A 20,130-nucleotide genomic window follows, 5' to 3' on the forward strand; every position below is an offset into this window, starting at 1 on the left:
CTGTGTTCTGCTCGCGATTTTGTATTTATCAATGATATCGTACTGGGATAATTCCCCCTCAAGGTAATCCAATACCGCTTGAAGCTTAAGTTCTGCGGAATAGCTGCGGTTTTCCGTTTGGACCTCTAATCCTTCAAAACCATAGACTTCATACTGGCGTCGCCATTTCACCAAGGTTGTCTTGGAAATCCCATATTTATAAGCAACGGCCATGACGCTAAGTTCACCACTATCGATTTCTTCGATAATGGCGAGTTTCTCCTTCGCGTTATATTGAACTCTAGACATGAAAATACTCCCCTCATAGCAGCAGTTTTATTATTTCACCTGTCTACTATTTGGGGAGCATATCAATANCGCTAAGTTCACCACTATCGATTTCTTCGATAATGGCGAGTTTCTCCTTCGCGTTATATTGAACTCTAGACATGAAAATACTCCCCTCATAGCAGCAGTTTTATTATTTCACCTGTCTACTATTTGGGGAGCATATCAATCCTGTCAGCAGCCTCGACCTGGTGTTATTCAGCTATCGTTCCACGTTAGTTCAGTAAAGAATGCTGATCCATAAATTACGCGCAACCTATTCCTGAATTCTAGGGAAGTAAAAAACGTATTCTACTTCACTAGTGTCTTTGTTATTTGTCGGGTATTGATGCTCCATGATTTCGCCTTTTCCAACCTTTAAATCTTCAGTAACATCACTTAAAACTTGTTGTATCTCATTGTTTGAAACTACCCACACGCCGCTTTTAACATCTTCAAAGTTAATTTCCTCTCCCAAAATGTTTCTCGACTTTATACTTATTTCGACTTGCTGGTTGTTCTTATTAAAAGTAATGGATTTTGGGAACACACCATAATTCTTGTATTGTTCTTCATCATTGCTTCTCATCTCATTGATCTCTTTCAGCACTCCTTGCTCCAGAAATCGATCATCTTCAATTGTAATGGTTTTCCCCGTTCCATACCCCATGTCTAGGACGGATGTACGAATCTGAAATGCGTCTGCAACTGATTTGAGCGGCAAAAAGAAACTGTTATTTTTTAGCACGGGCACCGTGTCTAATTCGTATTTTTGGTTATTTACTTCAATCGTTTTAGAATTTATCGTTAACTTTAGGAAATAATCCCTTTTAATGATTGTCGCCGTTTTACTCGCCGCTTCATAGGTTGCTTTTGCTCCGAACAGCTTCGAGAATGATCGCAAAGGTACCATCATGCGATTATTATCATCGATGTATGGTGCCAGAGACGCGCTATAAAGTAAGTAATAACCTTCGATATTTAAGAAGGTTGAGCTTGCACTCGCTTTTGATACGTTTGGGTTGAAGACTGAAACGGTTGACAAGAAAACTATGGCTACTAGAAAATTTTTAACGAATGCCATTTATTCTCACTCCCTGGTATATTGGATTTTTTTTCTTTCCCATTCATTAGACGTAACGTGTGGTAAATTGTTGCTTCGGGCAAAATGGCACTAAGCACAGTAATATAATCGGCGGCCGTTTGTATAGTTATGGAAGTATCCTACCCGTTAGCGTAGCGAAGGGCTGTCAATTGTGGCAGCCCTTCTGAGGTTGAACTATCGTACCCGTCCCTCAATTAAGAACTGTACTGTCATCGAGATATGGTTAGTTCAATTTCTCCAATAATTCCTTCAGTTCATCAGAAATCGGTACAAAATCAATACCATTGCCTAAATCCGCGGCAACACCATTTTCGTAATATCTGAATTGGAATATAATTGGACCTCCCTTCAGTTCATCAGAAATCGGTACAAAATCAATACCATTGCCTAAATCCGCGGCAACACCATTTTCGTAATATCTGAATTGGAATATAATTGGACCTTCTTCTTCTTTCTCAGAAGTCAAATGTCTAATAACAACCATTTTTTCTTTACCCATTTCCTTATTGCGGTTAAAAAAGTCCGATTGAGATAACACGTTTTCTTTATTTTTTTTCARTTCCTTAAAAATAAWATGAATCTCTTTCTTGTCATTTACTATTGAGGTTTCTGTCCAGCCATTATCTTCAAATGATAAGTATTCAATCTGAGCTGGGTATCTATAAATACTCCAGTCATTACTTGTTATTTTATCCTGCTGAAATAAGATAGGATTGAAAATAAATTTTTGATTGATAAAAATGGAACTTATAAATATCATGACAACACTCCAGTCATTACTTGTTATTTTATCCTGCTGAAATAAGATAGGATTGAAAATAAATTTTTGATTGATAAAAATGGAACTTATAAATATCATGACAACAATTAAAGTAGCAGTTATACCTATTCTTCTTCTCAAGTTGCCCTCCTAATACATCCATTATTGTCGGTTTCTTGTTTTTGAGCTATCGTACCCGTCCCTCAGTTTTAAGGGTTTATCTCACGTAAACTCAGTCATTCGCAGGATTTCTTCACTTTGGAATGCAGTGGTCGGTAGGAAATAAGTTATAGCACCCGTGAGGCCCCTGTTTTGGGCATGCGCAAATAAAAGAAACGAACACTTTGGAACATTTCCCCAATTTACTTTCTACTGCACGCATGCTCCACTAGATCCCTGGAAGTTTACCATCCCACGACTCGACGGGTCTATGCCCTTACATTCCTTCGTTACACTTATCCAAGGTGTGGAGACCGATACCGTTTAGCTGATGGGTCTGTGCCCTTATCGGGTACGAACTCGGTCCTCCGTGCTTTCTTTATTTGAAATCCTGTGAATGAGTCAATTTACGTTTAATATGTCTTATGCAGCTTGAGTGTAAGTTTGGAATGTTTTTTCCGGAGTGAACGACTCACCGTGACGAACCATACCAACTAGGATTCGCGCCAGTTTTCCAAGCAGTTTAAACACCGACTGTTGCTTACTCATATGCTTATTATGGACATTATTTTCATGCAACTGCCGAAATATAGGATTAGTTCCTACTAGTGTGAGCGTAGCAAGATACAAATATTTTCGCAGTGTAGCATCCCCACGTTTTGAGAGTACAATCTCCCCTTTGCGTTTTCCAGACGTACTTTCAGCCAAGTTTAACCCAGCTTTCCGCAATAACTGACGCCCATGGGCATATTGTTTCAGGTCACCTGCACCAGACAGAATGGCTGCAGTATAGATAGGGCCGAGGCCTTTAAGGGATCTCAGTTGGCTTGCTATAGGAATCTCACCGAGTACGGTTACGATGTCCTTTTCAATCTGTTCTAATATACCCACGATTCGCTCGAACTCTTCTATTAAGCGTTCTAGATCCTGTTTTGCCTCCTTAAGTGCCGTCGTATCCCCCACACTCTGGCTCGCTTGAGAGATGAGTTCGGCGGCTTTCTGAATGCCAGTTGAACCGCCAGCTCGCTTCATGTATTTTCGCCAGCCTGTAATTACCTCAGCCGTCGATTGACCTTTAAGATCAAGCGGGGACGGGAACTCCTTGAGGGTCGCTATCGAGCGCGGACAGGTCCAATCTTTAAACACCGAGGCATATTCAGGGAAACGAATATCCAGCCAACGAATGATGCGATTCTGTAGTCGAACACTATTCGTGACCCAAAATTCCCGATCACTCATAATTGTGCGCAATCTTTGAAAATTTGTTGCTTGACGAGTGTACTCATAGTAGAAGCCACGGCTAACGACGTCAGCAATAACAAGTGCATCCTTCGGATCACTCTTTGAAGGGCTATTATCTCGATTTTCTTTGTTTCGTTTCGTTGTTGCGGGATTTACCAAAACAACATGTACCCCTTTATCAACAAGCCAATTGGCCAAGTTATACCAATAGTGTCCTGTCGGCTCCATACCAATAATGATACTATTTAATCGATTTTTCCGTAGTAATCCTTCAATCCACCGTTGTAGTTTTTCAAATCCTTCGATTTTATTTTTAAAAGAAAGATGCCTACTAGAAAGCACAATACCGCGGAAGTTCGTGGCTTGCGCTACGTGGACTTCCTTTGCCATATCAATACCTACAACAAGATGGGATGTGGTAATTCGTTCAATCCGTTGATTTTGTCCGACTGATTGCTTAAACTTCATAATAAGAGCGCCTCCTTGATGGTGTTGGGTTTCAAACCCGTAGACAAACCCATCATACCGAGACGCTCCTTTTTTTTCAAAGCCCATTTCTTAGGCTATACAGGAATGTTTAGCTTAATAGTCAGTTGATGTTAAAGCATAACCCAAGCTGCCTTTTTCGCAAGAACCCCGTCGATTAAACTGTATGCAAGTCCACACATCCCGAAAACGATAACAGCGGTGAGATAGTTTAATTCGTATCCCTCAATAAAATTGCTGTAATGCTGGTGAAAGAGCTTATTGCCTTCAACAGCCCCCATTACGGTTATAATGACCGTTCTTATACAGAACATCATATAAGTGCCTTTCCGTAAGAGTATGGACAATGGAAGTACGATAATAAAGTATAGTCCTGATGTCGGTAGAGCGATAAATAAAAAAATCAAAGCAAAATACATGTACCCTAAATTGTGTAATCCATAATACTCGGTTGTCGTAATTTTTTCCCCTTCCAGGATTTCTACACCGAGTGCTCCGATGCTGACTAGAAGTACAAAAACGATCCACATTACTCCATAATGTTTTGCGAACTGATACATCAAAACCTCCATAATCTGCAACATAGATTCCTGCCCGTTACGAATCTCTTCATTCCCATAGCCATATTAATTCTGATGCCCCGATGTCTTTTTCAGCTATTACAGGTAAGTTGCTTGCATCTCCTAATTTTTCAATCCGCAATCTAAACGGCTTAAGCATTTCTTTCCAATCGTTTGAAGGCGGCAAATTTGAAGCAGCATGGGTGAGATAGTCGGTAACGATTTTCTTTAATTGGTTATTGTTTATTTGACTCGGGTCATATTCAATCCCTACTCTGAATAATTTCTCATTTGGGTCGGAAGCGAACCCCGTTAATACGATTCCAGGCTGCTTATCAATTTGTTTTGTGCTTTTTGAAAGTCTTTGCCCGACTTCAGGAAAAGTATCCTCACTGCTTTCTCCCTGGCATCCAGCAATTATTGTAGCGGACACAATCATAACTATGAATATAAATAGCTGTAAAGTTCTCCGTAGCAAAATAATAATCTCCCCCTTTTCTACGAAGCTTATTTAATTAAAGCTTCCAATACCTCTTTAGTTATCTCTTCATAATGAATCCCCTTAATATCCCCCGATTTGGTTAAGCTTCCAGGTTTAGAAGAAAATGCCGCGTGCCCTGATAGGCGTCTCCCCATCCCATCTTAGCGTAGAATCGAAGTCCGTCGAGTCCCTTGAAATAATAGGCGCCGATTAACCGCTTCTTGAAATTAGGAATCGCAATGCCGGCTTTCACTTGATAGTCTTGATACGCCTGAATAACGCCGCTCCACGGCATATGCCGATCGAGAATCGCAAGGTCCACGAGGAAATCGCCATACAGGCAATTGCCATCAATGATGCCGGTAATCCGTGTACCGTCCGACAAAATATTCCACTGGTGAAAATCCCCGTGTATAAAGCTCCTGTGCGGTTCGTTATACGGCACGTAGGTCATCAAACGGTTATAGATTTCTTCGAATACGTCTCTCTCCAAGCAAGACGTGCGATAGAGTTCGTGCCAGTTCTCCCAGAACGTCCCCGTCTGATCTTCCGCATTTACGGCAACAATGAAGTCCTTCCAAGACGCGCAGGCTCCGTTGCCGTCAGGCCCGATCCACCCGTACCCGTTAGTTGCCCCAACATCCACATCGGCCAGCCTCGTCAAGATGCCGATAAGTTCCGGCAATTGATGGGTTTGTTCCTCTGCCGTGCAATCGGATAGATTGTGCCCGTCCATCCGCTCCATGATTACGTAGGCTAACCGGCCGGTTTTCCCCAGCGCTAAACATTTAGGGAAAGTGATGCCCTGGCCCGACAGCAACTCCGAGACATAGCGTTCCGTCTCGTATGCGCCATCCAGATCGCTGAATTTCACGACATAACCTTTACCTTCGAGGGCGAAAGAAAACACGTTGCTCAAGTTGCCACCGGCCAGCGGCTTAATCTCGGCCGCACCGGGTCCGAGATTATTCTTTAATACTTTTTCGATTTCGCTCATGGCCAAACTCGGTTTCTCGTAAGCCGTCATAGTTCCCTCTCCCGTTTATCAAAGTTTTCACGATCCAGCGGTTCGTTATTGGAGAACAGATCTGGGTTGACCCGCAGCATCGTCGAAATCATCTTCTTGATCATAATAAGCGAAAACTTGTCTCTCACTTAGGTAGCGTTTGCAATTATAGCATCTCTCGAGTGATATAGAGGGTAGTAAACATTTTAAACTATGCTGTCCGTTAGCTTAATAAAATGAGCAGGCCGTCGCAGCGCCTGCTCATCATGAGTGTTATTCAACTCCCGTTAGCCAACCATGCATCTCTTATGTTGCACCACAGAGCATGAAAGTTAATCCGTTCTTTCATGGTAGTTGAATAATCTTCAATGAATTACGATTGCTTAGAGATATAAATGACTTTGTAATCCAAAAGTTTTATAAAACCCTGCTTCTCGGCGACTTTTACGGATGGAAAATTATCTTTCCAGCTGTCCCAGTAAGGGATAAGATTTAACTTTCGGCACTTTTCAACAAAATGATACACCGCCTTCGAGGCGATACCTTTGTGTTGAAATTCTGATATCGTTTCAATACCTATACCACAACTCGTTTGGCTTAAATATTCCGCTGTACACCAATTAACAATAAGGTCATCAGTATGTGCACAGAAACCAAATCCCTTGTCACAAAATTTCTCAATTGTACCCCATGCACCTTTAATTTCGTGTTCGAGAGAACTCGTATTCTCCATACTGCTCTGAAGAATAGAAGGAAAAATGGACTTTGGCTCCTTGAATATCTGCAAATCGAAAATTATCTCTTAAGAATTCCGCAGCCTTCTTAAGATAATTTATGCTTGAGGGGTTCCCCCCTAAATAATAGTTGTATCCCTTATCCCATGCAATTGAGACGCTGGGAAACTTTAAATCATCAACGTAAAATTCAGATCGAGTATGTCCTTCGATCATCGATTGGAATACAAGCTTACCTGTTCATAACTAAAATTATTTTTAAGTTCGCTTATTCGGTCTTTTATCTGCAACAAGTAAGACATCACCTATCCTTTACTCTCTAAATATTTGTCAAATTCTACTATATCAGATAAACAGCCAACAAATAGGGTGCAAAACAAATAAAACCAAATACTACCCATTCTTGCATTATCCTGCTCATTCGTAACGAATGGCCGCCCGCTGGCAGCCCTCGTGGTATTGAGCTATCTTTCTCCGTTAGCGTAACAAAGGAAAACGGATTCCGTAGAAGTCGCATAACCCATTGTCATTTTCCGTTTCGTTGTATTGTGATCATAATCACGCCATTGTTCTTTGAGTAATTAACAACATTACCGTAAGCTTCCGAGATTCCTCTAAGTGGCAAATATACTCGTCCATCTTTAAAAACGGCTTCCTGAGGGATTCTAAATGTTAGATCTAGAACTTTATCTTCGAATTCCTTCTCACCTATCTTTATTGAAAATCCTTCCTTACTTTCTCCAATTACATCTTTGTCAAAGGCTGAAANAATGTTAGATCTAGAACTTTATCTTCGAATTCCTTCTCACCTATCTTTATTGAAAATCCTTCCTTACTTTCTCCAATTACATCTTTGTCAAAGGCTGAAAACAACAAGGTTTTCTCATCTCCATCCCACTCCATTCCTTTACTTGGAACGGTGAAAGGGAGAATATATACTAAATAAATCGGACTTACCAAGATACTTCCATTAATAAGAATAAACTCTTGTTTAGTCAGGTTTGTCTTATTACCATTTGTATATTCGATGTTGACAGGATCAACAGTCATTGCTGCATTGACGGGAATACAAAAACCAAAGAAAAACATAGAAAACACTACAACATTAAGAAATTTGCTCACTCTCATTTGGGTTCACTTCCTCTTCATTCATTTTATTTCCAAACAATTATTAGACGTATATGTAAGATAATAGTTCCATTAATCTGCCCGTTAGCCCTCCATGTCGCTCACGCGACACCACAGATTATGGAAGTAATTACGGTCTTCCATGGGAGCTGAACAGGCTGCCAATAAAGCCGGTAGCCTGTTGTCATGGTGCTATCGTACCCTTTAGTTTAATGGCGCTTGTTGTAATCCCCTTTAAGGATACCGTAAATTTCTAAATCAACAATTCCTTTTCCTGACCACATAGTGGCTTGTCTTATTGTACCTTCTTTAAGAAACCCGTTCTTTTGAAGTACCTGTTTTGATTCATTATTTAACAGCATTACTTCTGCCTGAACTCTATTTATACTTACAGTTTCAAATAGAAATTTGAGAAGTATGCTAACAGCTTTTGAAGCAATCCCTTTTCCCCATGATGACTCCGCTAAAAAATACCCAATCGTCACCATGCTAACCTTTTGATTAAAATCCATAGCCTCAATAATACCCACCAATTTGTCAGGCTGCTCCTTGGTGAATATTCCCCATTTAACTCGTGCTTTTTTAGCAAAGTCACGTTCAAAATGTCCTATCGTCATCAAGGTTATTTATATCAACCTTCCTAAGCAACAAATCCTCTGATTCTAAATTAGGGAATTGCTCAAAAATCATTTGAATGTTCAAAATAATCCTACCCCCATGCCGATCTTGGACGACGACCAGCTGCTTCAAGTATCTTTATTCAACTATCGTACCCGTCCCTCGGTTTTAAGGGTTAAAACCAGCCCCTCAAAGGACTGGTTACCACAGCATCTATCGTACCATTTACTTAATGATTGTATTTAAACTGTCCGTCACTTAATGACGGAATCGGTACGTTGCTCGCCGGTCTTCATGATTTCCAGCGTTCCGGTTTTTGTTTCCCCGTTTTCTGAAATTGAATTGTAATGATTGTAGCCCGTCTGCGTCAATTTCCTGTCCGCATCTACATAGCCGTATTCCGACCAGCCTTCTGGTCTGAAAATGCGGAAATAGGAATATACGTAATCGCCACTCGGATTCGGAGCGATACCTTGGCCGTCGGTCCATTGCTGATTCATGAAGCTTTGAAACGCATTTTCTTTGGTGCATGTCGTGCAGTTTAGGCGGCCCTGCCAAGTTACCAAGGCGAAATCGTCCTTGATTTCGACCTGCGACACAATATCGTCCTCGAACCTATAGAAATGGAGCGCTTCACCTTCCGGAAACAGCGTCGTAACGCCGTCCCTATCTCCAACATAGTTGCGCGGCGTGAGCGGATCATGCGTATAATACAGATCGCCACCAAGGCCATTCGCAATCTTTCGCGCATCCTTAAGGTCACCCTCGAACAAGGTACGTTGATCCTTCGCACTAAGTTTCGAGTCAAGGGCGGCGATATGGTCGTGCCAGGTTACTTTATAGCCGAACTGGGTACCGAGAAACCGCAGCGGCACATACGCCCGGTTATTGTACAGCTTCATTGGAGCATCAAGCTGCACGGTGCTGTGACTTGTGCCGCCGGACATCTCACGGTCGATAACGGCGACCTGACTGTTCGATTTGAACTGGGCCGTCACGGACCACCTGCGAACCGTCGCCGTACTTGTTTTGGCATCCCACTGCACCGCAGCTCCGAATGCTTCAGCAACCACGCGCAGCGGTATAAGCACCCCTCCCCGGTCGATAATCGACGGCGAATCCGATTGTACCGCCTTTCCCATTACCGTAATTTGAACGCCGGCTGAGGCGGCTTCGGCCTGCGTCGTAATTCCCGGCCACGTCATGAACGGTACGCCCGCAAGTAAGACAGTGGCGATCGCAACAGTAATTCTTTTTCGAACCATCTTCATCATTGTGATTCTCCTTTTAAGTTGTGAATATTGCAACAGCTGTTCACCATGCATTTTCTAAATTATAGACGCAGCTATACAGTTAAAGGCTCCAAAAACCAGCTTTCCTGGAAAGGAGATTACTGAATTAATCTGCCCGTTAGCCAACCGGGCCGCTCACGCGACACCACAGATTATGGAAGTAATTGCGTTCTTCAATGGGAGCTTAATAAGGGTGAGTTAATAAATTTGATAATATATATCCTGATTTTTTTTATTAGGTATATCATACTCTTCTCGCAAGGACGATTCATGAATTTCCATAAATAAAATATACCGATTTATACTTGCAATAAGCCCACTTAAGTCGTCTTTTAGAATTTCATAATAAGTTTTATCTCATAATTCAATGTATTGCTCTTCAACTTCTGTTAAGTCGCTTTTACCCGCCTCACTAAGTAGCACTATATATTTATCCTGTACAACATCCACAATCTTTATAGAGAGAGTACACCAATAAGCCTCCATAATGGAATCATCAGCAATATGAAAAGGGCTAATAATTATACCATCAACAAAGTTAAGACGTTGTATTATCATAGGGAGATGTTTTATATCTTCTAAAGAAAAAAACAAATCTTCATATCGGTTATGTCCTCCAGTTAGCTTCTCCAACTCAACAGAACACTGTTTAGCAAAGTCCACTATTCTACCTCCTTGGCCTAATTGCTTATTGCTATGTTAGCATTTACTTGCTGCATTAACCTGCCAAACAGCTTAACGAGACTACCGATCATCCGCGGCAGCCTCGTGGTGTAATTTATTGCACTCTCGTTATCCGTTAGCTCAATTGAGTTATTGTTCTACATTCGCTTTTTTCCACTCTTCGTGTAATTCAGCCAAGGAAGTCGAAATCCCATCCCAATCGTTAAATTTAAGCGTAACATAAAATCCGTCTACTTTTGATATGATGTAGTTCAGTTTAGTTATACGGGCTTTATCTTCTTCGGTTAATGGTCCAGGCTTGCTCAGAATATTGGCCGCCTCACCCCACCACTGGGTATAAAAATAGGAGATGTCATTCATATTTGTTCTATCCTGAAATGAAACAAGAGAAGGAAAGTCATTCAATGTCGAGTTTGCATTGTTCAGACTCTCTTCTGCGTAGGATAGCCAAACACGGAACGAATCCCTTGTCTTTTTATCATCCCATTTGTTTTCTTTATTAATGATATCAATTGAGCCTCGGGTCGTGTGTAGAAAGTAGGCTCCGCGATATGCCGTTTGAGCAACATGGAGTTTCTCTTTCTTATGCGCTATACGCAATTCATAGTTTTGCCATACTGCAAGTCCAATGCCAGTGACGGCAACGGCGATTAAAAGCAATATAATAAATCTGTTTTGTTTTGCCATGTCAGTTCATCCTTTTATGTTAAATCGTGATGCGTTATATCGTACTAGACGAAAACAAATATAAAAAGTTACTAATTTATATACGCCAATTTATGGAGACATTTTCATTATCCTGCCCCTTAGCGTAACGAGGCTGCCGTTCAATCCGCGGCAGCCTCGTGGTGTAGTTTATTGAGCTATCGTGCCCGTTAGCGTAATAACACAGGCTGAAAATACACATCATTTCCAACCAGTACGTTGTAGTATCCCTTTCACTAAATCGCTCTTAGCATTTGTGTATGCCAAACGGTCATTGTGGAATCGTTGTCCGAGTTCCAACTTCAAGTCACCATACATTTTTGCGTCCTCTGGATGACTTCTCAAATAATCTCGAAAAAGGATATGACGCTTATATTCGGCGTTTTCAATGGTGCACACGTACAGGTGATGCCAAGTTACACCATCAGGAGGAATAAAAGCCTCCTGCCCTGTAGCTCCTAAATCGCCTTCATGAACATAACCAAGGGTGGCGAGCCTTTGAATAGCTGTTTGGACATCTGCCTGCGTAGACACCACCACGTCCATATCAACAATCGGCTTTGCTGCTAACCCTGGAACGGATGTACTCCCAACGTGTTCTATTGTGACTTCGAGGTCGCTTAAAACCGGAAGTACGAAGCCTCGTAACTTTTCATACAACAGAACCCAAATGGGATCGTATTCAACAACTATTACACTGGAACCCATACAACTCCTCCTAACTAACAACATGGTTATATATTTATTCGTAGGCCTTTTGCGTGTTCCTGCTCAATAGATCAACATAAGCAGCCGGCTGCCACCACGCAATCCTGCCCGTTAGGTGAGAAAAAAAGGAGCAGATGCCACGGCATGCTGTTCCACTCTCGTTTTTCGTTAGAGTTCAGAAACTCATTGGAAATCAGATACGATAATCTCTAGCCTATCTCAATAGGGTTGAATAAAAACGGAGCTCCGTTCAGATAATTTCTTATTAATGCTTGCGCATACGGCTGTTGTTCCTTTAAATTGGCTGTCTCTCTTGGGTTCGAGGCGTGTATGCTATACCCTTCTATACACGCCATTACGCAAAAACATTCTAAAGCTTGAATATAATCATTATCCAATTTCCTGATGCTTTCGTATCCTTGAAATACAATTTGCCTATGTATCGGATAAAGACCACCCATAAATAATTGAGCTAAATCATAAAGATAATATCCAAACCCGCACCTGGCGAAATCGATTGGGGAAGGATCCTCATTACGGAAAACAAGATTCCCAACATGCAAATCCGCATGGATCAATCCAAAATTATGCATGCTTTTTTTAGATTTCGATAAGTAATCCAATACTTTTGACGCCGCCAACTGATATAGCTTAAATTCATTTTTTGACAAGAAGCAGCTATAGTACTTTTCCAAACGAATCATATCTTGTTGAAAGCTTAGTTCACCCCAAGTAGGACGAAGCATACCATACGATTTACCCTCAAAAATGAATCAATCTTGCTTATTTAACGGGAGAAGTGCCATTTCAGATGAACAAAGACATACTATATTCGATAAAAAACGTATTATCTTATATTGAATTAAGGTTGACGCAAAAAATTCAACTTGATGAGTTAGTTGAGATCGCACATATATCCAAATTTCATTTACATCGACTGCTTAGTCAAGTCGTCGAACAGCCGTTAATGAATTATATACGAGCACGAAAATTATCCGCCAGTATAGAGCTGCTTCTCGAACCGCGTTACAATATTTTGGATATCTGCAATTTATTTGCTTTCGAACATGAGCAATCTTATATTCGCGCCTTCAAGAAGCAATTCGGACTGACACCTTCTCAATTTCGAAGGGAACGGCCCGAGCTAGTATTAACGGAAAAAACTGATCTATCTTACCTTATCGAAACTTATGACGGAATTATCTTTCAACCACGGGTCAAATTCATGCCGGATATCCCATTAGTCGGTATCCGACATGCCGTTCATAAAGAAGTTAACAATCATGATTATAAAGGGATATGGGTGTGTAACGACTTTATCGCTAATCATCGGCGGTTGGTGAATCATACGGTTCAGAAGCACGTTCTGTTCGTTCTGTCCCATTACTCTTGGGTTGACGACAATATTACGTATTACATCCCTTCGGTTCAAGTATCGCAATCGACGAACATCCCTAAGGAGATGGAGTTAAACGTCATACCGGCTGGTGCCTGTTCAGGCTTTACAAAGCGAATTACCCTAAGAACCTATCTGCCCTGAATATCGAATTGGAGTATTCACGAAGTGATTAAACTATTCTGCCAAATAGCTTAATGAAACCAGGGAGCAGAGCCTCGCTATCTGTTCCTCTGTATCTGACGTTTATGTTGGTCCGACGGCGGCCATTCTGTCTTTTTTAGGTTTTATCTTCAAACCCCCATCGTTCCAGTAGCCACTTATTATCAATAATATCCTCCTCAGTTAATCGGCCCAATTTCATTTTGGCTAGTAGAAGTAGGTCTTTATGATCTGTGTACGTGAAGTCCTTGTAGATCTCCTGATTCTTTTTATGGAATACATGGATTAGCTCAGTTAGTTCGAAATAAGGCAAAGCCCCTGATTCCCATTCCAAAAAAGATTGAAACAAGGGTTCCAGATCTTGCTCAGTTACCAATTTGTGATACTCATCAATGATCTCACGCTCTTGCTGTCGTTTTTGTTGTTTAGCTGTTAATCTGCTCTCCAAGTTATTTGTCTCCTTTTTTTATATTGAGCCATGCCCTGTAATATCGCGGCTTCTCGAAAACAAAACGACGCTAAAAGAACCGACGATAAAGTTCTCGCCGGCGTTCACCGCGCAGTTGAGCATATATTTGGGTGGTAGATGCTTTTTCATGCCCCAACATGCCTTGTATGAAGTCTAACGGTGCTCCGTTATCATGCATAGGTATGACAAAAGCGATGCGGGTATACATTTGCTTCGAGCTCACCCCGACCTGCAAGCCGCTTTAATACCCATCTGAGCGTTGGAATGGCCATTCGTTTAACTGGATTAGTATCGGTTACAAATAATGCTTTACACGAGTCACCGTGACTGGCTAAATACTTCTTCAACCATACTTTACACTCGGTGGTGAAGTAAACCTCCCTCTGCTTTGAGCCCTTTCCATTTACAATGGCAGAGCAATTCTCCCAGTTCAAATCCTCAATGTTTATCTTCTCCACCTCTCCAATTCGGCAGCCTGTGCTGTGGAGAAACTCAAACAGCGCTCTTTCTCTTAGTGTCTGACATGATATCTTCAAATGAATAACATCTTCCTCCATCAAAAACTTAGGAATTTGCTTATCCACTTTTGGTTCGCGTAATTTTAGTGAAGGGTTGGTAGGTAAATACGTTTCTTCATAAGCAAAACGGAAAAGGGAACGTATAAAACGGATGCGGTGCCCAAGGCTGCTTGGCTTCAATCGATCGGACTGCTTTGCTAAATAATCCTTCAGAAGATTTAAGGTTACCTCAGAAATATCGAGGTCACCGAGTTCTGTTACCAGCATCTTGAGCTGCAAGGCATAGGATCTCAAAGTATTCGGACTGAACCCCTGGATTCTTTTATCCACTTCATATTGGCGCCAAAGCTCGCTTAAGATCATAATAAAACCTCCCATTAGAGCAATTAATTCTAGTTTGCTTCTAATGAAAGGTTTTAGACTGCTTATTTAAACTATCGTATCCGTTAGCGTAACGAGCATGCTATTGCCATGGTGCTATTGTTTCCGTTAGCAATGTATGCAATTGTTCCGTTGTTAAACTCCCTAAGCTACTCGTTCGGTTGCCATACTTTCAGCTTATTACCGTCAAGGTCATAGAAATCGAATTCTCGGAACCAGTTATGCTCAGACAATTCGCCAACACGAATGCCTTTCGAGCGTGCATAGTCGTACAGTCCGGCAATGTCTGAAGTTCGAAAACACACAACTGGCATTTCATAGCTTTCGCCGTTTTCCAACCACTGGTTTGTCCGAAAAGTTAGAACCTGTTGATCTAACCGCTCACGTAGGAAAACCTCCTGCCTACCCGCAAGCAAATAATCTTCGCCATGCTCTAACCCAAAATGTTCAATATACCATGCCTCGGATTGCTTCCTGTTAGAAACCGGGATATAAACACCATCTATTCCAGTCAAAACCGTTTTCCTTTTCATCTGTTCCACCAAGAATTCCCCTCCCACATTAGGGCAGTCGATCGGCCGACTGCCTTTTACTGCTATTGAGCTCTCGTACCCGTTAGTGGAATAACGAAACATTTTGAAAAACTTTTCTTTTCTCAGGATCTAATCCTATTTTACTTCATGAAATCAACTGAAAGTGCCTACTTTATAATAAGGATAATCCATTGCATCTTTAACCCTTTCTACTGATTCATCATCTGTTAGCATTTCACAAACATATAATCCTAAATCAATTGAAGTGGCTACTCCACCGCCAGTAATAACGTTACCATCCTTTACAATTCTCTCTTCGACTAGTTCAGCACAAAATGGTCGTAATAAGTCGTATGCTCTTTTATTAGTTGTTGCTTTTTTATCACGTAGAAAACCTGCTGCTCCTAACAATAATGATCCAGTACATACAGAGATTTTGTATTGGACATCTTTAGCAGTTTGTAACCATTGCACAAATTCAGTATCATGAATCAATTTTCTTGTACTGAAACCACCGGGTACATAAAGTAAATCATAAGTAGACAAATCAGAGGAAAGGTTACTAATTCGAATCTCCACACTGCCTTTTTCATCTGTTATTACCTCTTTGTTTGCACATAAATCCCATGTTATGTCCTCCTTACACTTTAAGAATCTCGTTAAAGCAATTGCTTCGTAAAATCCATCAAAATCCATTAGGTTAACCCCGTCAAACAAAATGTAAGCAATTTTCATCCAGTTGTCCTCCTTAAAAAATAAAAAAGTATTTGATCTTAGATCAAATACTTTGCCCAGGCGTACGGCAATATGAATATGTGCTCCATCGTGGTTACCCACGTTTACGCCAGTCACACATACCAGAAATTTACTTAAATTATAGTCTGAATATTATTACTAAGGCAAGCGATTTATTACGTTAAACTGCCCGTAAGCGCAGCAGGCCACCGAACGAATCTTCGGCAGCATGCTGAGTTATGATTATTCAACTATCGTACCACGTCCCTCGGTTTAGCGTAATAGCAAAGTCAATACAAGCACACTTTATGAAACTTTGATTTCGAAAGGTATTGATTCGATTTCAAAGTCAAATTTTTTACCATCATGTTTAATTCTGAATTTTGCCTTTGAAACGATTTCATAGTTTCCTGCTTGTAACGTTAGCTCATTATATTTTGGGAAAACATGCCCCTCTCCATCGTAGCTATAAGAGTCATTCGGCTTCAATGTGACCATGAATCCGATGGAATTAACCCTTCGCAGCTTTACATCTTGCAGGACAAGTCCACCCTTAATATCATAAACATCATAAGTAAACGTATCAGCACCATACTCTACTTCCCAAGAACTATTGGAATTATTGACCAAAGCACCATTAACAACAAAAAGCTTATCAGCTTGTAAATCTTTAGGTGTATCTACTATAATACTGAACATCTTAGCTTTTGGTATTGTCTCAGTGTCACTTTGACATCCAACAAGTGTAATAAGTATGACTAATAAACTAACTAAAACAGAATGTTTCATAAATGCAGCCTCCTTCGTATGTGTATAAATTAGAACGAAATGAATGTTTAATAAGTTGCTAATGTACCGTTAGCCATCCATGCATCTCTTATGCTGTACCACAGAGCATGAAAGTTAATCCGTTCTTTCATTGTAGTTCAATGAAAAAAGCAGATTGCCGCTGCAATCTGCTACATTCCACTATCGTACCCGTTAGTTCAGATACCACTGTAAATCATTATATATTCCCCGGAGTCAACCACGGTTGCAAATTCAATTAATTTTCTTAGATTATCAAGGATTTCTTTTCTGCTGAATGATAATTTTTCATATGACCCAGCTGTTCTGGGGTCATCATCTTCATCCCAAGTATACCAACCCGTTAAAGTTAATTCTTCGAGAGCTTCTGAAAACATTAGATACCAAGCTTTCATCAGCTTCGATAATTTTATTGCTCCCTTTTTCTCAATTATTGAGAATCCATAATAGTTAAACCCCAATTCACTTTCGTTTTTATCGGGATTTATGGTTTCAATCCATTTTAAAGAATCTTGCATATATCCAAACATGTCATCATGTAGATAAACAACGTTTTCTGGATTACTGTCTTTATAATTAAAGATTCCACTTAAAGAAATCTCTTCAAATTTACGTTTGAAATAAGTATGAAATCATGAACTAAAGCTATATGAATTCCTCCTATCAGTGAATCAAATCCTTAATCATTCATAATTTACCATAAATTACAACTTTCCTGCCAGTTAGCTCAATAATAAAAGAGGAGCGACCACAGTGCGCACTCCTCCAGTATCGTACCCGTTAGTCGAATCCATAATCTGATTATTTTCCAGTTCCAAATCCAAATAAAGCTATTCCTGTAATTGCATCAATTACGGTACTACTAATGTCCAAAGGTTGTTTCCCTCTTTTGTCTGGCACATAATCATCTGGAAGAAGCCCTTTGAATGTGATTACCCAGACAGGTACATCTAAAATTGATTTTTTATTCTTTAATACTGGGTTGGCATCTTTTGCCTCTGCTGATATTGCGCCTATACCAACATTAGCCGTTATTAGACCGTACTCAAGATATACACCTTTGGATTGTACGGCAGTTTGACGCAATAAATCTTCAGTGATTTTACGAACTTCCAATTTTCCTATTTTAGGGACTATATTTGTTGAACTTAATTTAATACCCAATTCTTTTAAGGTCTTCTCATCATAAGCAGAAGTATAGTGAATGGGAATAGACGATGGAGTTAAATTAGACATTGAATTATTTATTTCTAAATTAGAGGCAACACTATTTGCTTTACTTGAGCATCCAGACAGCACAAAAAGTATCATTAAGAAAATTGTGAGCTTTTTCATACAAGTTATCTCTCCTCAAAATATCGCTCTTACTAGATACAGCAAGCTATCCTGGGGTGCTTTCTGCCCAACCGTAGTTTCCCCCCCTTTACTTGGAAAGTATTCCCTATAAGTGACACTTTAACTCATGCACATTGTTGCGCAATCCTGCCCGTTAGTTGAGAAGACGGCAGCCACTTCACAGGCTGCCGTCTCTTTGTGTTTATTGAGCTATCGTACCAAGGGAGTTTAACCAACTTTAATATAATCCGATTTGTGCAAGTCGTAAAATACTATGTCTTCGTAAATCCCAGACTTTAAAATATGTTTAGGGAGAGTGTCTTTAAACTTCATCCCAACTTTACTCATTACTTTGTAAGATGCTGGATTTTTCGTCATCGCAGCGGCGTAAATACGATTTAACTGTAATCCTTCAAAGCCGAATTCAACTACGATCTGGGCGGCTTCTGTTGCAAAGCCTTGCCCCCAAAATGGGTGACCTACCCAGTAAGCCAATTCTGCTTCATTATCTGTTTTGGATACGCGCAAGCTCATACAACCAATTAATAACTCATCCTCTTTCTTGACCATTGCGAATGAAAATATTTCGCCTTTTTGAGCCGCTTGTAGGATGCGTTCAATCCATGCTTCAGCCGCACCATCAGGATATGGGTGGGGTATAGAGAGCGTTGTACGTGCAACTTCTTCGGTTCCCGCCAGTGTTTGAACCATTTTTGCATCAGAGAGCTCAAATAATCGGAGCATTAAGCGATTGGTCTCAAATTTAGGGTTCATATTCTGCCTCCACTATTCATTTTATTACAACTACGATAGGAGACCATCCAATTCTCAAAATATAAGTAACACTCACCACGCAAACCTGTCAGTTAGCTGAATGAAAAGACACGTTACAATCCAATCTTTAGTAGTATTTCGTTAACAAAATCCGTTTTCCCATCCGCGTAAGCTATTCTATTGTTACTATGAGTATTAGCTAGATCTACTTTCAGTTGTTCATATCTCACTCTTTCATTTTCGTTTGTTCTTAAATAATCTCTGAAAGCTAAATGCTTGCGGATGAAAGGATTGCCTTTATTAAACATGTGGATCTGATGGGTTCTTGGTGACCCTTTTGTAAGATAATGACGTTCTGGAAGAGCGGCATCGGGTTTATGAACATAGCCAAGTGATTCAAGACCCTTAATAGCGGCCCCACTGTCTTTATCCTCAATTTCAATGGCAATATCAATAATTGGTTTTCCACTTAAGTTTTTAACTGCAGTACTTCCTATATGATGAACAGCAATCACCAATTCACCAATTTCAGTTTCAATTACATTTTTTTCTGATAGAAATTCTATTTCCCATTGCTTAGTCCAAGGGACTAGAATTACTTTTCCTCCAGGTACCCCAAGCATCAATCCACCTCCAGAAAATTCATGTTCACTAAATCTTAAAATTCAGTAATTGCGAAATGCCTGATTCTTGTGCAATCCTGCCAGTTACTTCAATTAAACAAAGAGGAGCTTCCACGAAGCAAGCTGCTCCAGTATCGTACCCGTTTAGTTTAACAAGATAGGCGAAGATGCTACCTCTTTGCTATTTTCTGTAATTGCTTATTACAGTAGAGCCAACGACAAGTGTAACTGCAATGACCACTATAATAAATACAGTTTCTTCTATGTCGTGAACCTGATGAATTAAATTAGCAAAGTACAGTAGTTCAATTAATAAGATAATTATCCAGATTCCTAAATAACGATGGAGATTGATTTTTAACACCTCCTATTGAGACGGCAGCCATTAAACCTAATGCCGTTCGTCCTGTTCGTTGAGCTATC

The 20,130-nt window shown here is 40.4% G+C and carries 23 protein-coding genes, 2 pseudogenes and 1 riboswitch; of the genes and pseudogenes, 1 reads left to right on the forward strand and 24 read right to left on the reverse strand.

Features of this window, described 5'->3' with window-relative positions; translation table 11 throughout:
• The 15 genes and pseudogenes from ASG81_RS20115 to ASG81_RS20185 form a co-directional block, all read right to left on the reverse strand.
• Window positions 1–288: helix-turn-helix domain-containing protein (locus ASG81_RS20115; RefSeq protein ID WP_155971694.1), on the reverse strand; the 288-nt coding region annotated here is incomplete at its 3' end.
• 295 nt (window positions 289–583) lie between these two features.
• A complete protein-coding gene (locus ASG81_RS20120) occupies window positions 584–1,390 on the reverse strand; it encodes a copper amine oxidase N-terminal domain-containing protein (protein ID WP_056638309.1) in 807 nt (268 codons plus the stop codon).
• A gap of 244 nt (window positions 1,391–1,634) precedes the next feature.
• On the reverse strand, window positions 1,635–2,312 hold the full coding sequence (locus ASG81_RS20125; protein ID WP_056638312.1) for a hypothetical protein: 678 nt from the start codon (window positions 2,310–2,312) through the stop codon (window positions 1,635–1,637).
• 441 nt (window positions 2,313–2,753) lie between these two features.
• Entirely contained in the window at window positions 2,754–4,040 is a 1,287-nt protein-coding gene (locus tag ASG81_RS20130) for an IS110 family transposase (RefSeq protein ID WP_056638315.1), read from the reverse strand.
• Window positions 4,041–4,171: 131 nt separating this feature from the next.
• Entirely contained in the window at window positions 4,172–4,618 is a 447-nt protein-coding gene (locus ASG81_RS20135; protein ID WP_056638319.1) for a hypothetical protein, read from the reverse strand.
• 49 nt (window positions 4,619–4,667) lie between these two features.
• Window positions 4,668–5,096, reverse strand: coding sequence for a hypothetical protein (locus ASG81_RS20140; RefSeq protein WP_056638321.1), 429 nt, complete (start codon window positions 5,094–5,096; stop codon window positions 4,668–4,670).
• A 103-nt stretch (window positions 5,097–5,199) separates the two neighbouring features.
• Complete coding sequence (locus ASG81_RS20145; protein WP_056638324.1) at window positions 5,200–6,126, reverse strand: phosphotransferase family protein; 927 nt, start codon at window positions 6,124–6,126, stop codon at window positions 5,200–5,202.
• A 352-nt stretch (window positions 6,127–6,478) separates the two neighbouring features.
• Window positions 6,479–6,892, reverse strand: a complete 414-nt coding sequence (locus tag ASG81_RS20150) for a GNAT family N-acetyltransferase (protein WP_056638327.1) — start codon at window positions 6,890–6,892, stop codon at window positions 6,479–6,481.
• Between the two features lie 473 nt (window positions 6,893–7,365).
• A complete protein-coding gene (locus ASG81_RS34085; protein ID WP_155971706.1) occupies window positions 7,366–7,584 on the reverse strand; it encodes a stalk domain-containing protein in 219 nt (72 codons plus the stop codon).
• Window positions 7,585–8,176: 592 nt separating this feature from the next.
• A pseudogene (locus ASG81_RS20160) lies at window positions 8,177–8,669 on the reverse strand (GNAT family N-acetyltransferase).
• A 170-nt stretch (window positions 8,670–8,839) separates the two neighbouring features.
• Entirely contained in the window at window positions 8,840–9,859 is a 1,020-nt protein-coding gene (locus ASG81_RS20165; RefSeq protein ID WP_056638333.1) for a copper amine oxidase N-terminal domain-containing protein, read from the reverse strand.
• A gap of 375 nt (window positions 9,860–10,234) precedes the next feature.
• A complete protein-coding gene (locus ASG81_RS20170) occupies window positions 10,235–10,540 on the reverse strand; it encodes a hypothetical protein (protein ID WP_056638336.1) in 306 nt (101 codons plus the stop codon).
• 150 nt (window positions 10,541–10,690) lie between these two features.
• Entirely contained in the window at window positions 10,691–11,248 is a 558-nt protein-coding gene (locus ASG81_RS20175; protein ID WP_056638339.1) for a hypothetical protein, read from the reverse strand.
• 219 nt (window positions 11,249–11,467) lie between these two features.
• Entirely contained in the window at window positions 11,468–11,974 is a 507-nt protein-coding gene (locus tag ASG81_RS20180) for a GrpB family protein (RefSeq protein WP_056638343.1), read from the reverse strand.
• Window positions 11,975–12,183: 209 nt separating this feature from the next.
• Window positions 12,184–12,720, reverse strand: a complete 537-nt coding sequence (locus ASG81_RS20185) for a phosphotransferase enzyme family protein (RefSeq protein ID WP_056638346.1) — start codon at window positions 12,718–12,720, stop codon at window positions 12,184–12,186.
• A 65-nt stretch (window positions 12,721–12,785) separates the two neighbouring features.
• Between ASG81_RS20185 and ASG81_RS20190 the strand changes: the two genes are divergently transcribed.
• Window positions 12,786–13,514 (forward strand): helix-turn-helix domain-containing protein, encoded by a 729-nt coding sequence (locus tag ASG81_RS20190; protein WP_056638349.1) that lies wholly within the window; start codon window positions 12,786–12,788, stop codon window positions 13,512–13,514.
• A 136-nt stretch (window positions 13,515–13,650) separates the two neighbouring features.
• Here the strand turns inward: ASG81_RS20190 and ASG81_RS20195 are convergent, their stop codons facing one another.
• From ASG81_RS20195 to ASG81_RS20235, 9 genes and pseudogenes are all read right to left on the reverse strand, one after another.
• Window positions 13,651–13,980, reverse strand: a complete 330-nt coding sequence (locus ASG81_RS20195) for a hypothetical protein (RefSeq protein WP_056638352.1) — start codon at window positions 13,978–13,980, stop codon at window positions 13,651–13,653.
• 70 nt (window positions 13,981–14,050) lie between these two features.
• Window positions 14,051–14,897, reverse strand: a pseudogene (locus ASG81_RS20200) (tyrosine-type recombinase/integrase).
• Window positions 14,898–15,049: 152 nt separating this feature from the next.
• Window positions 15,050–15,442 (reverse strand): VOC family protein, encoded by a 393-nt coding sequence (locus tag ASG81_RS20205; protein WP_155971698.1) that lies wholly within the window; start codon window positions 15,440–15,442, stop codon window positions 15,050–15,052.
• A gap of 144 nt (window positions 15,443–15,586) precedes the next feature.
• Window positions 15,587–16,168, reverse strand: a complete 582-nt coding sequence (locus ASG81_RS20210; RefSeq protein ID WP_056638359.1) for a DJ-1/PfpI family protein — start codon at window positions 16,166–16,168, stop codon at window positions 15,587–15,589.
• Between the two features lie 47 nt (window positions 16,169–16,215).
• A riboswitch (ZMP/ZTP riboswitch) is annotated at window positions 16,216–16,295 on the reverse strand.
• Between the two features lie 179 nt (window positions 16,296–16,474).
• Window positions 16,475–16,957, reverse strand: coding sequence for a hypothetical protein (locus ASG81_RS20215; RefSeq protein ID WP_056638362.1), 483 nt, complete (start codon window positions 16,955–16,957; stop codon window positions 16,475–16,477).
• 197 nt (window positions 16,958–17,154) lie between these two features.
• A complete protein-coding gene (locus ASG81_RS20220; RefSeq protein WP_155971700.1) occupies window positions 17,155–17,505 on the reverse strand; it encodes a hypothetical protein in 351 nt (116 codons plus the stop codon).
• Between the two features lie 271 nt (window positions 17,506–17,776).
• Complete coding sequence (locus ASG81_RS20225) at window positions 17,777–18,310, reverse strand: hypothetical protein (protein WP_056638368.1); 534 nt, start codon at window positions 18,308–18,310, stop codon at window positions 17,777–17,779.
• A gap of 228 nt (window positions 18,311–18,538) precedes the next feature.
• Window positions 18,539–19,084, reverse strand: a complete 546-nt coding sequence (locus ASG81_RS20230; RefSeq protein ID WP_056638370.1) for a GNAT family N-acetyltransferase — start codon at window positions 19,082–19,084, stop codon at window positions 18,539–18,541.
• A gap of 113 nt (window positions 19,085–19,197) precedes the next feature.
• Window positions 19,198–19,707 carry a GrpB family protein gene (locus ASG81_RS20235; RefSeq protein ID WP_056638372.1) on the reverse strand — a complete coding sequence of 170 codons (510 nt, stop codon included), beginning with the start codon at window positions 19,705–19,707 and terminating at the stop codon, window positions 19,198–19,200.
• Window positions 19,708–20,130 lie beyond the last annotated feature (423 nt).

Origin of the sequence: Paenibacillus sp. Soil522, assembly GCF_001428245.1 — a bacterium.
Taxonomy (GTDB): Bacteria; Bacillota; Bacilli; order Paenibacillales; family Paenibacillaceae; genus Pristimantibacillus.

What these genes read in the sequence shown, in the direction of transcription:
- ASG81_RS20215 (WP_056638362.1), bottom strand. Translation starts at nt 16,957, where the DNA reads ATGAAACATTCTGTTTTAGTTAGTTTATTAGTCATACTTATTACACTT.
- ASG81_RS20165 (WP_056638333.1), bottom strand. Translation starts at nt 9,859, where the DNA reads ATGATGAAGATGGTTCGAAAAAGAATTACTGTTGCGATCGCCACTGTC.
- ASG81_RS20235 (WP_056638372.1), bottom strand. Translation starts at nt 19,707, where the DNA reads ATGCTTGGGGTACCTGGAGGAAAAGTAATTCTAGTCCCTTGGACTAAG.
- ASG81_RS20180 (WP_056638343.1), bottom strand. Translation starts at nt 11,974, where the DNA reads ATGGGTTCCAGTGTAATAGTTGTTGAATACGATCCCATTTGGGTTCTG.
- ASG81_RS20220 (WP_155971700.1), bottom strand. Translation starts at nt 17,505, where the DNA reads ATGTTTGGATATATGCAAGATTCTTTAAAATGGATTGAAACCATAAAT.
- ASG81_RS20190 (WP_056638349.1), top strand. Translation starts at nt 12,786, where the DNA reads ATGAACAAAGACATACTATATTCGATAAAAAACGTATTATCTTATATT.
- ASG81_RS20120 (WP_056638309.1), bottom strand. Translation starts at nt 1,390, where the DNA reads ATGGCATTCGTTAAAAATTTTCTAGTAGCCATAGTTTTCTTGTCAACC.
- ASG81_RS20175 (WP_056638339.1), bottom strand. Translation starts at nt 11,248, where the DNA reads ATGGCAAAACAAAACAGATTTATTATATTGCTTTTAATCGCCGTTGCC.
- ASG81_RS20210 (WP_056638359.1), bottom strand. Translation starts at nt 16,168, where the DNA reads ATGAAAATTGCTTACATTTTGTTTGACGGGGTTAACCTAATGGATTTT.
- ASG81_RS20185 (WP_056638346.1), bottom strand. Translation starts at nt 12,720, where the DNA reads ATGCTTCGTCCTACTTGGGGTGAACTAAGCTTTCAACAAGATATGATT.
- ASG81_RS20225 (WP_056638368.1), bottom strand. Translation starts at nt 18,310, where the DNA reads ATGAAAAAGCTCACAATTTTCTTAATGATACTTTTTGTGCTGTCTGGA.
- ASG81_RS20130 (WP_056638315.1), bottom strand. Translation starts at nt 4,040, where the DNA reads ATGAAGTTTAAGCAATCAGTCGGACAAAATCAACGGATTGAACGAATT.
- ASG81_RS20145 (WP_056638324.1), bottom strand. Translation starts at nt 6,126, where the DNA reads ATGACGGCTTACGAGAAACCGAGTTTGGCCATGAGCGAAATCGAAAAA.
- ASG81_RS20135 (WP_056638319.1), bottom strand. Translation starts at nt 4,618, where the DNA reads ATGTATCAGTTCGCAAAACATTATGGAGTAATGTGGATCGTTTTTGTA.
- ASG81_RS20230 (WP_056638370.1), bottom strand. Translation starts at nt 19,084, where the DNA reads ATGAACCCTAAATTTGAGACCAATCGCTTAATGCTCCGATTATTTGAG.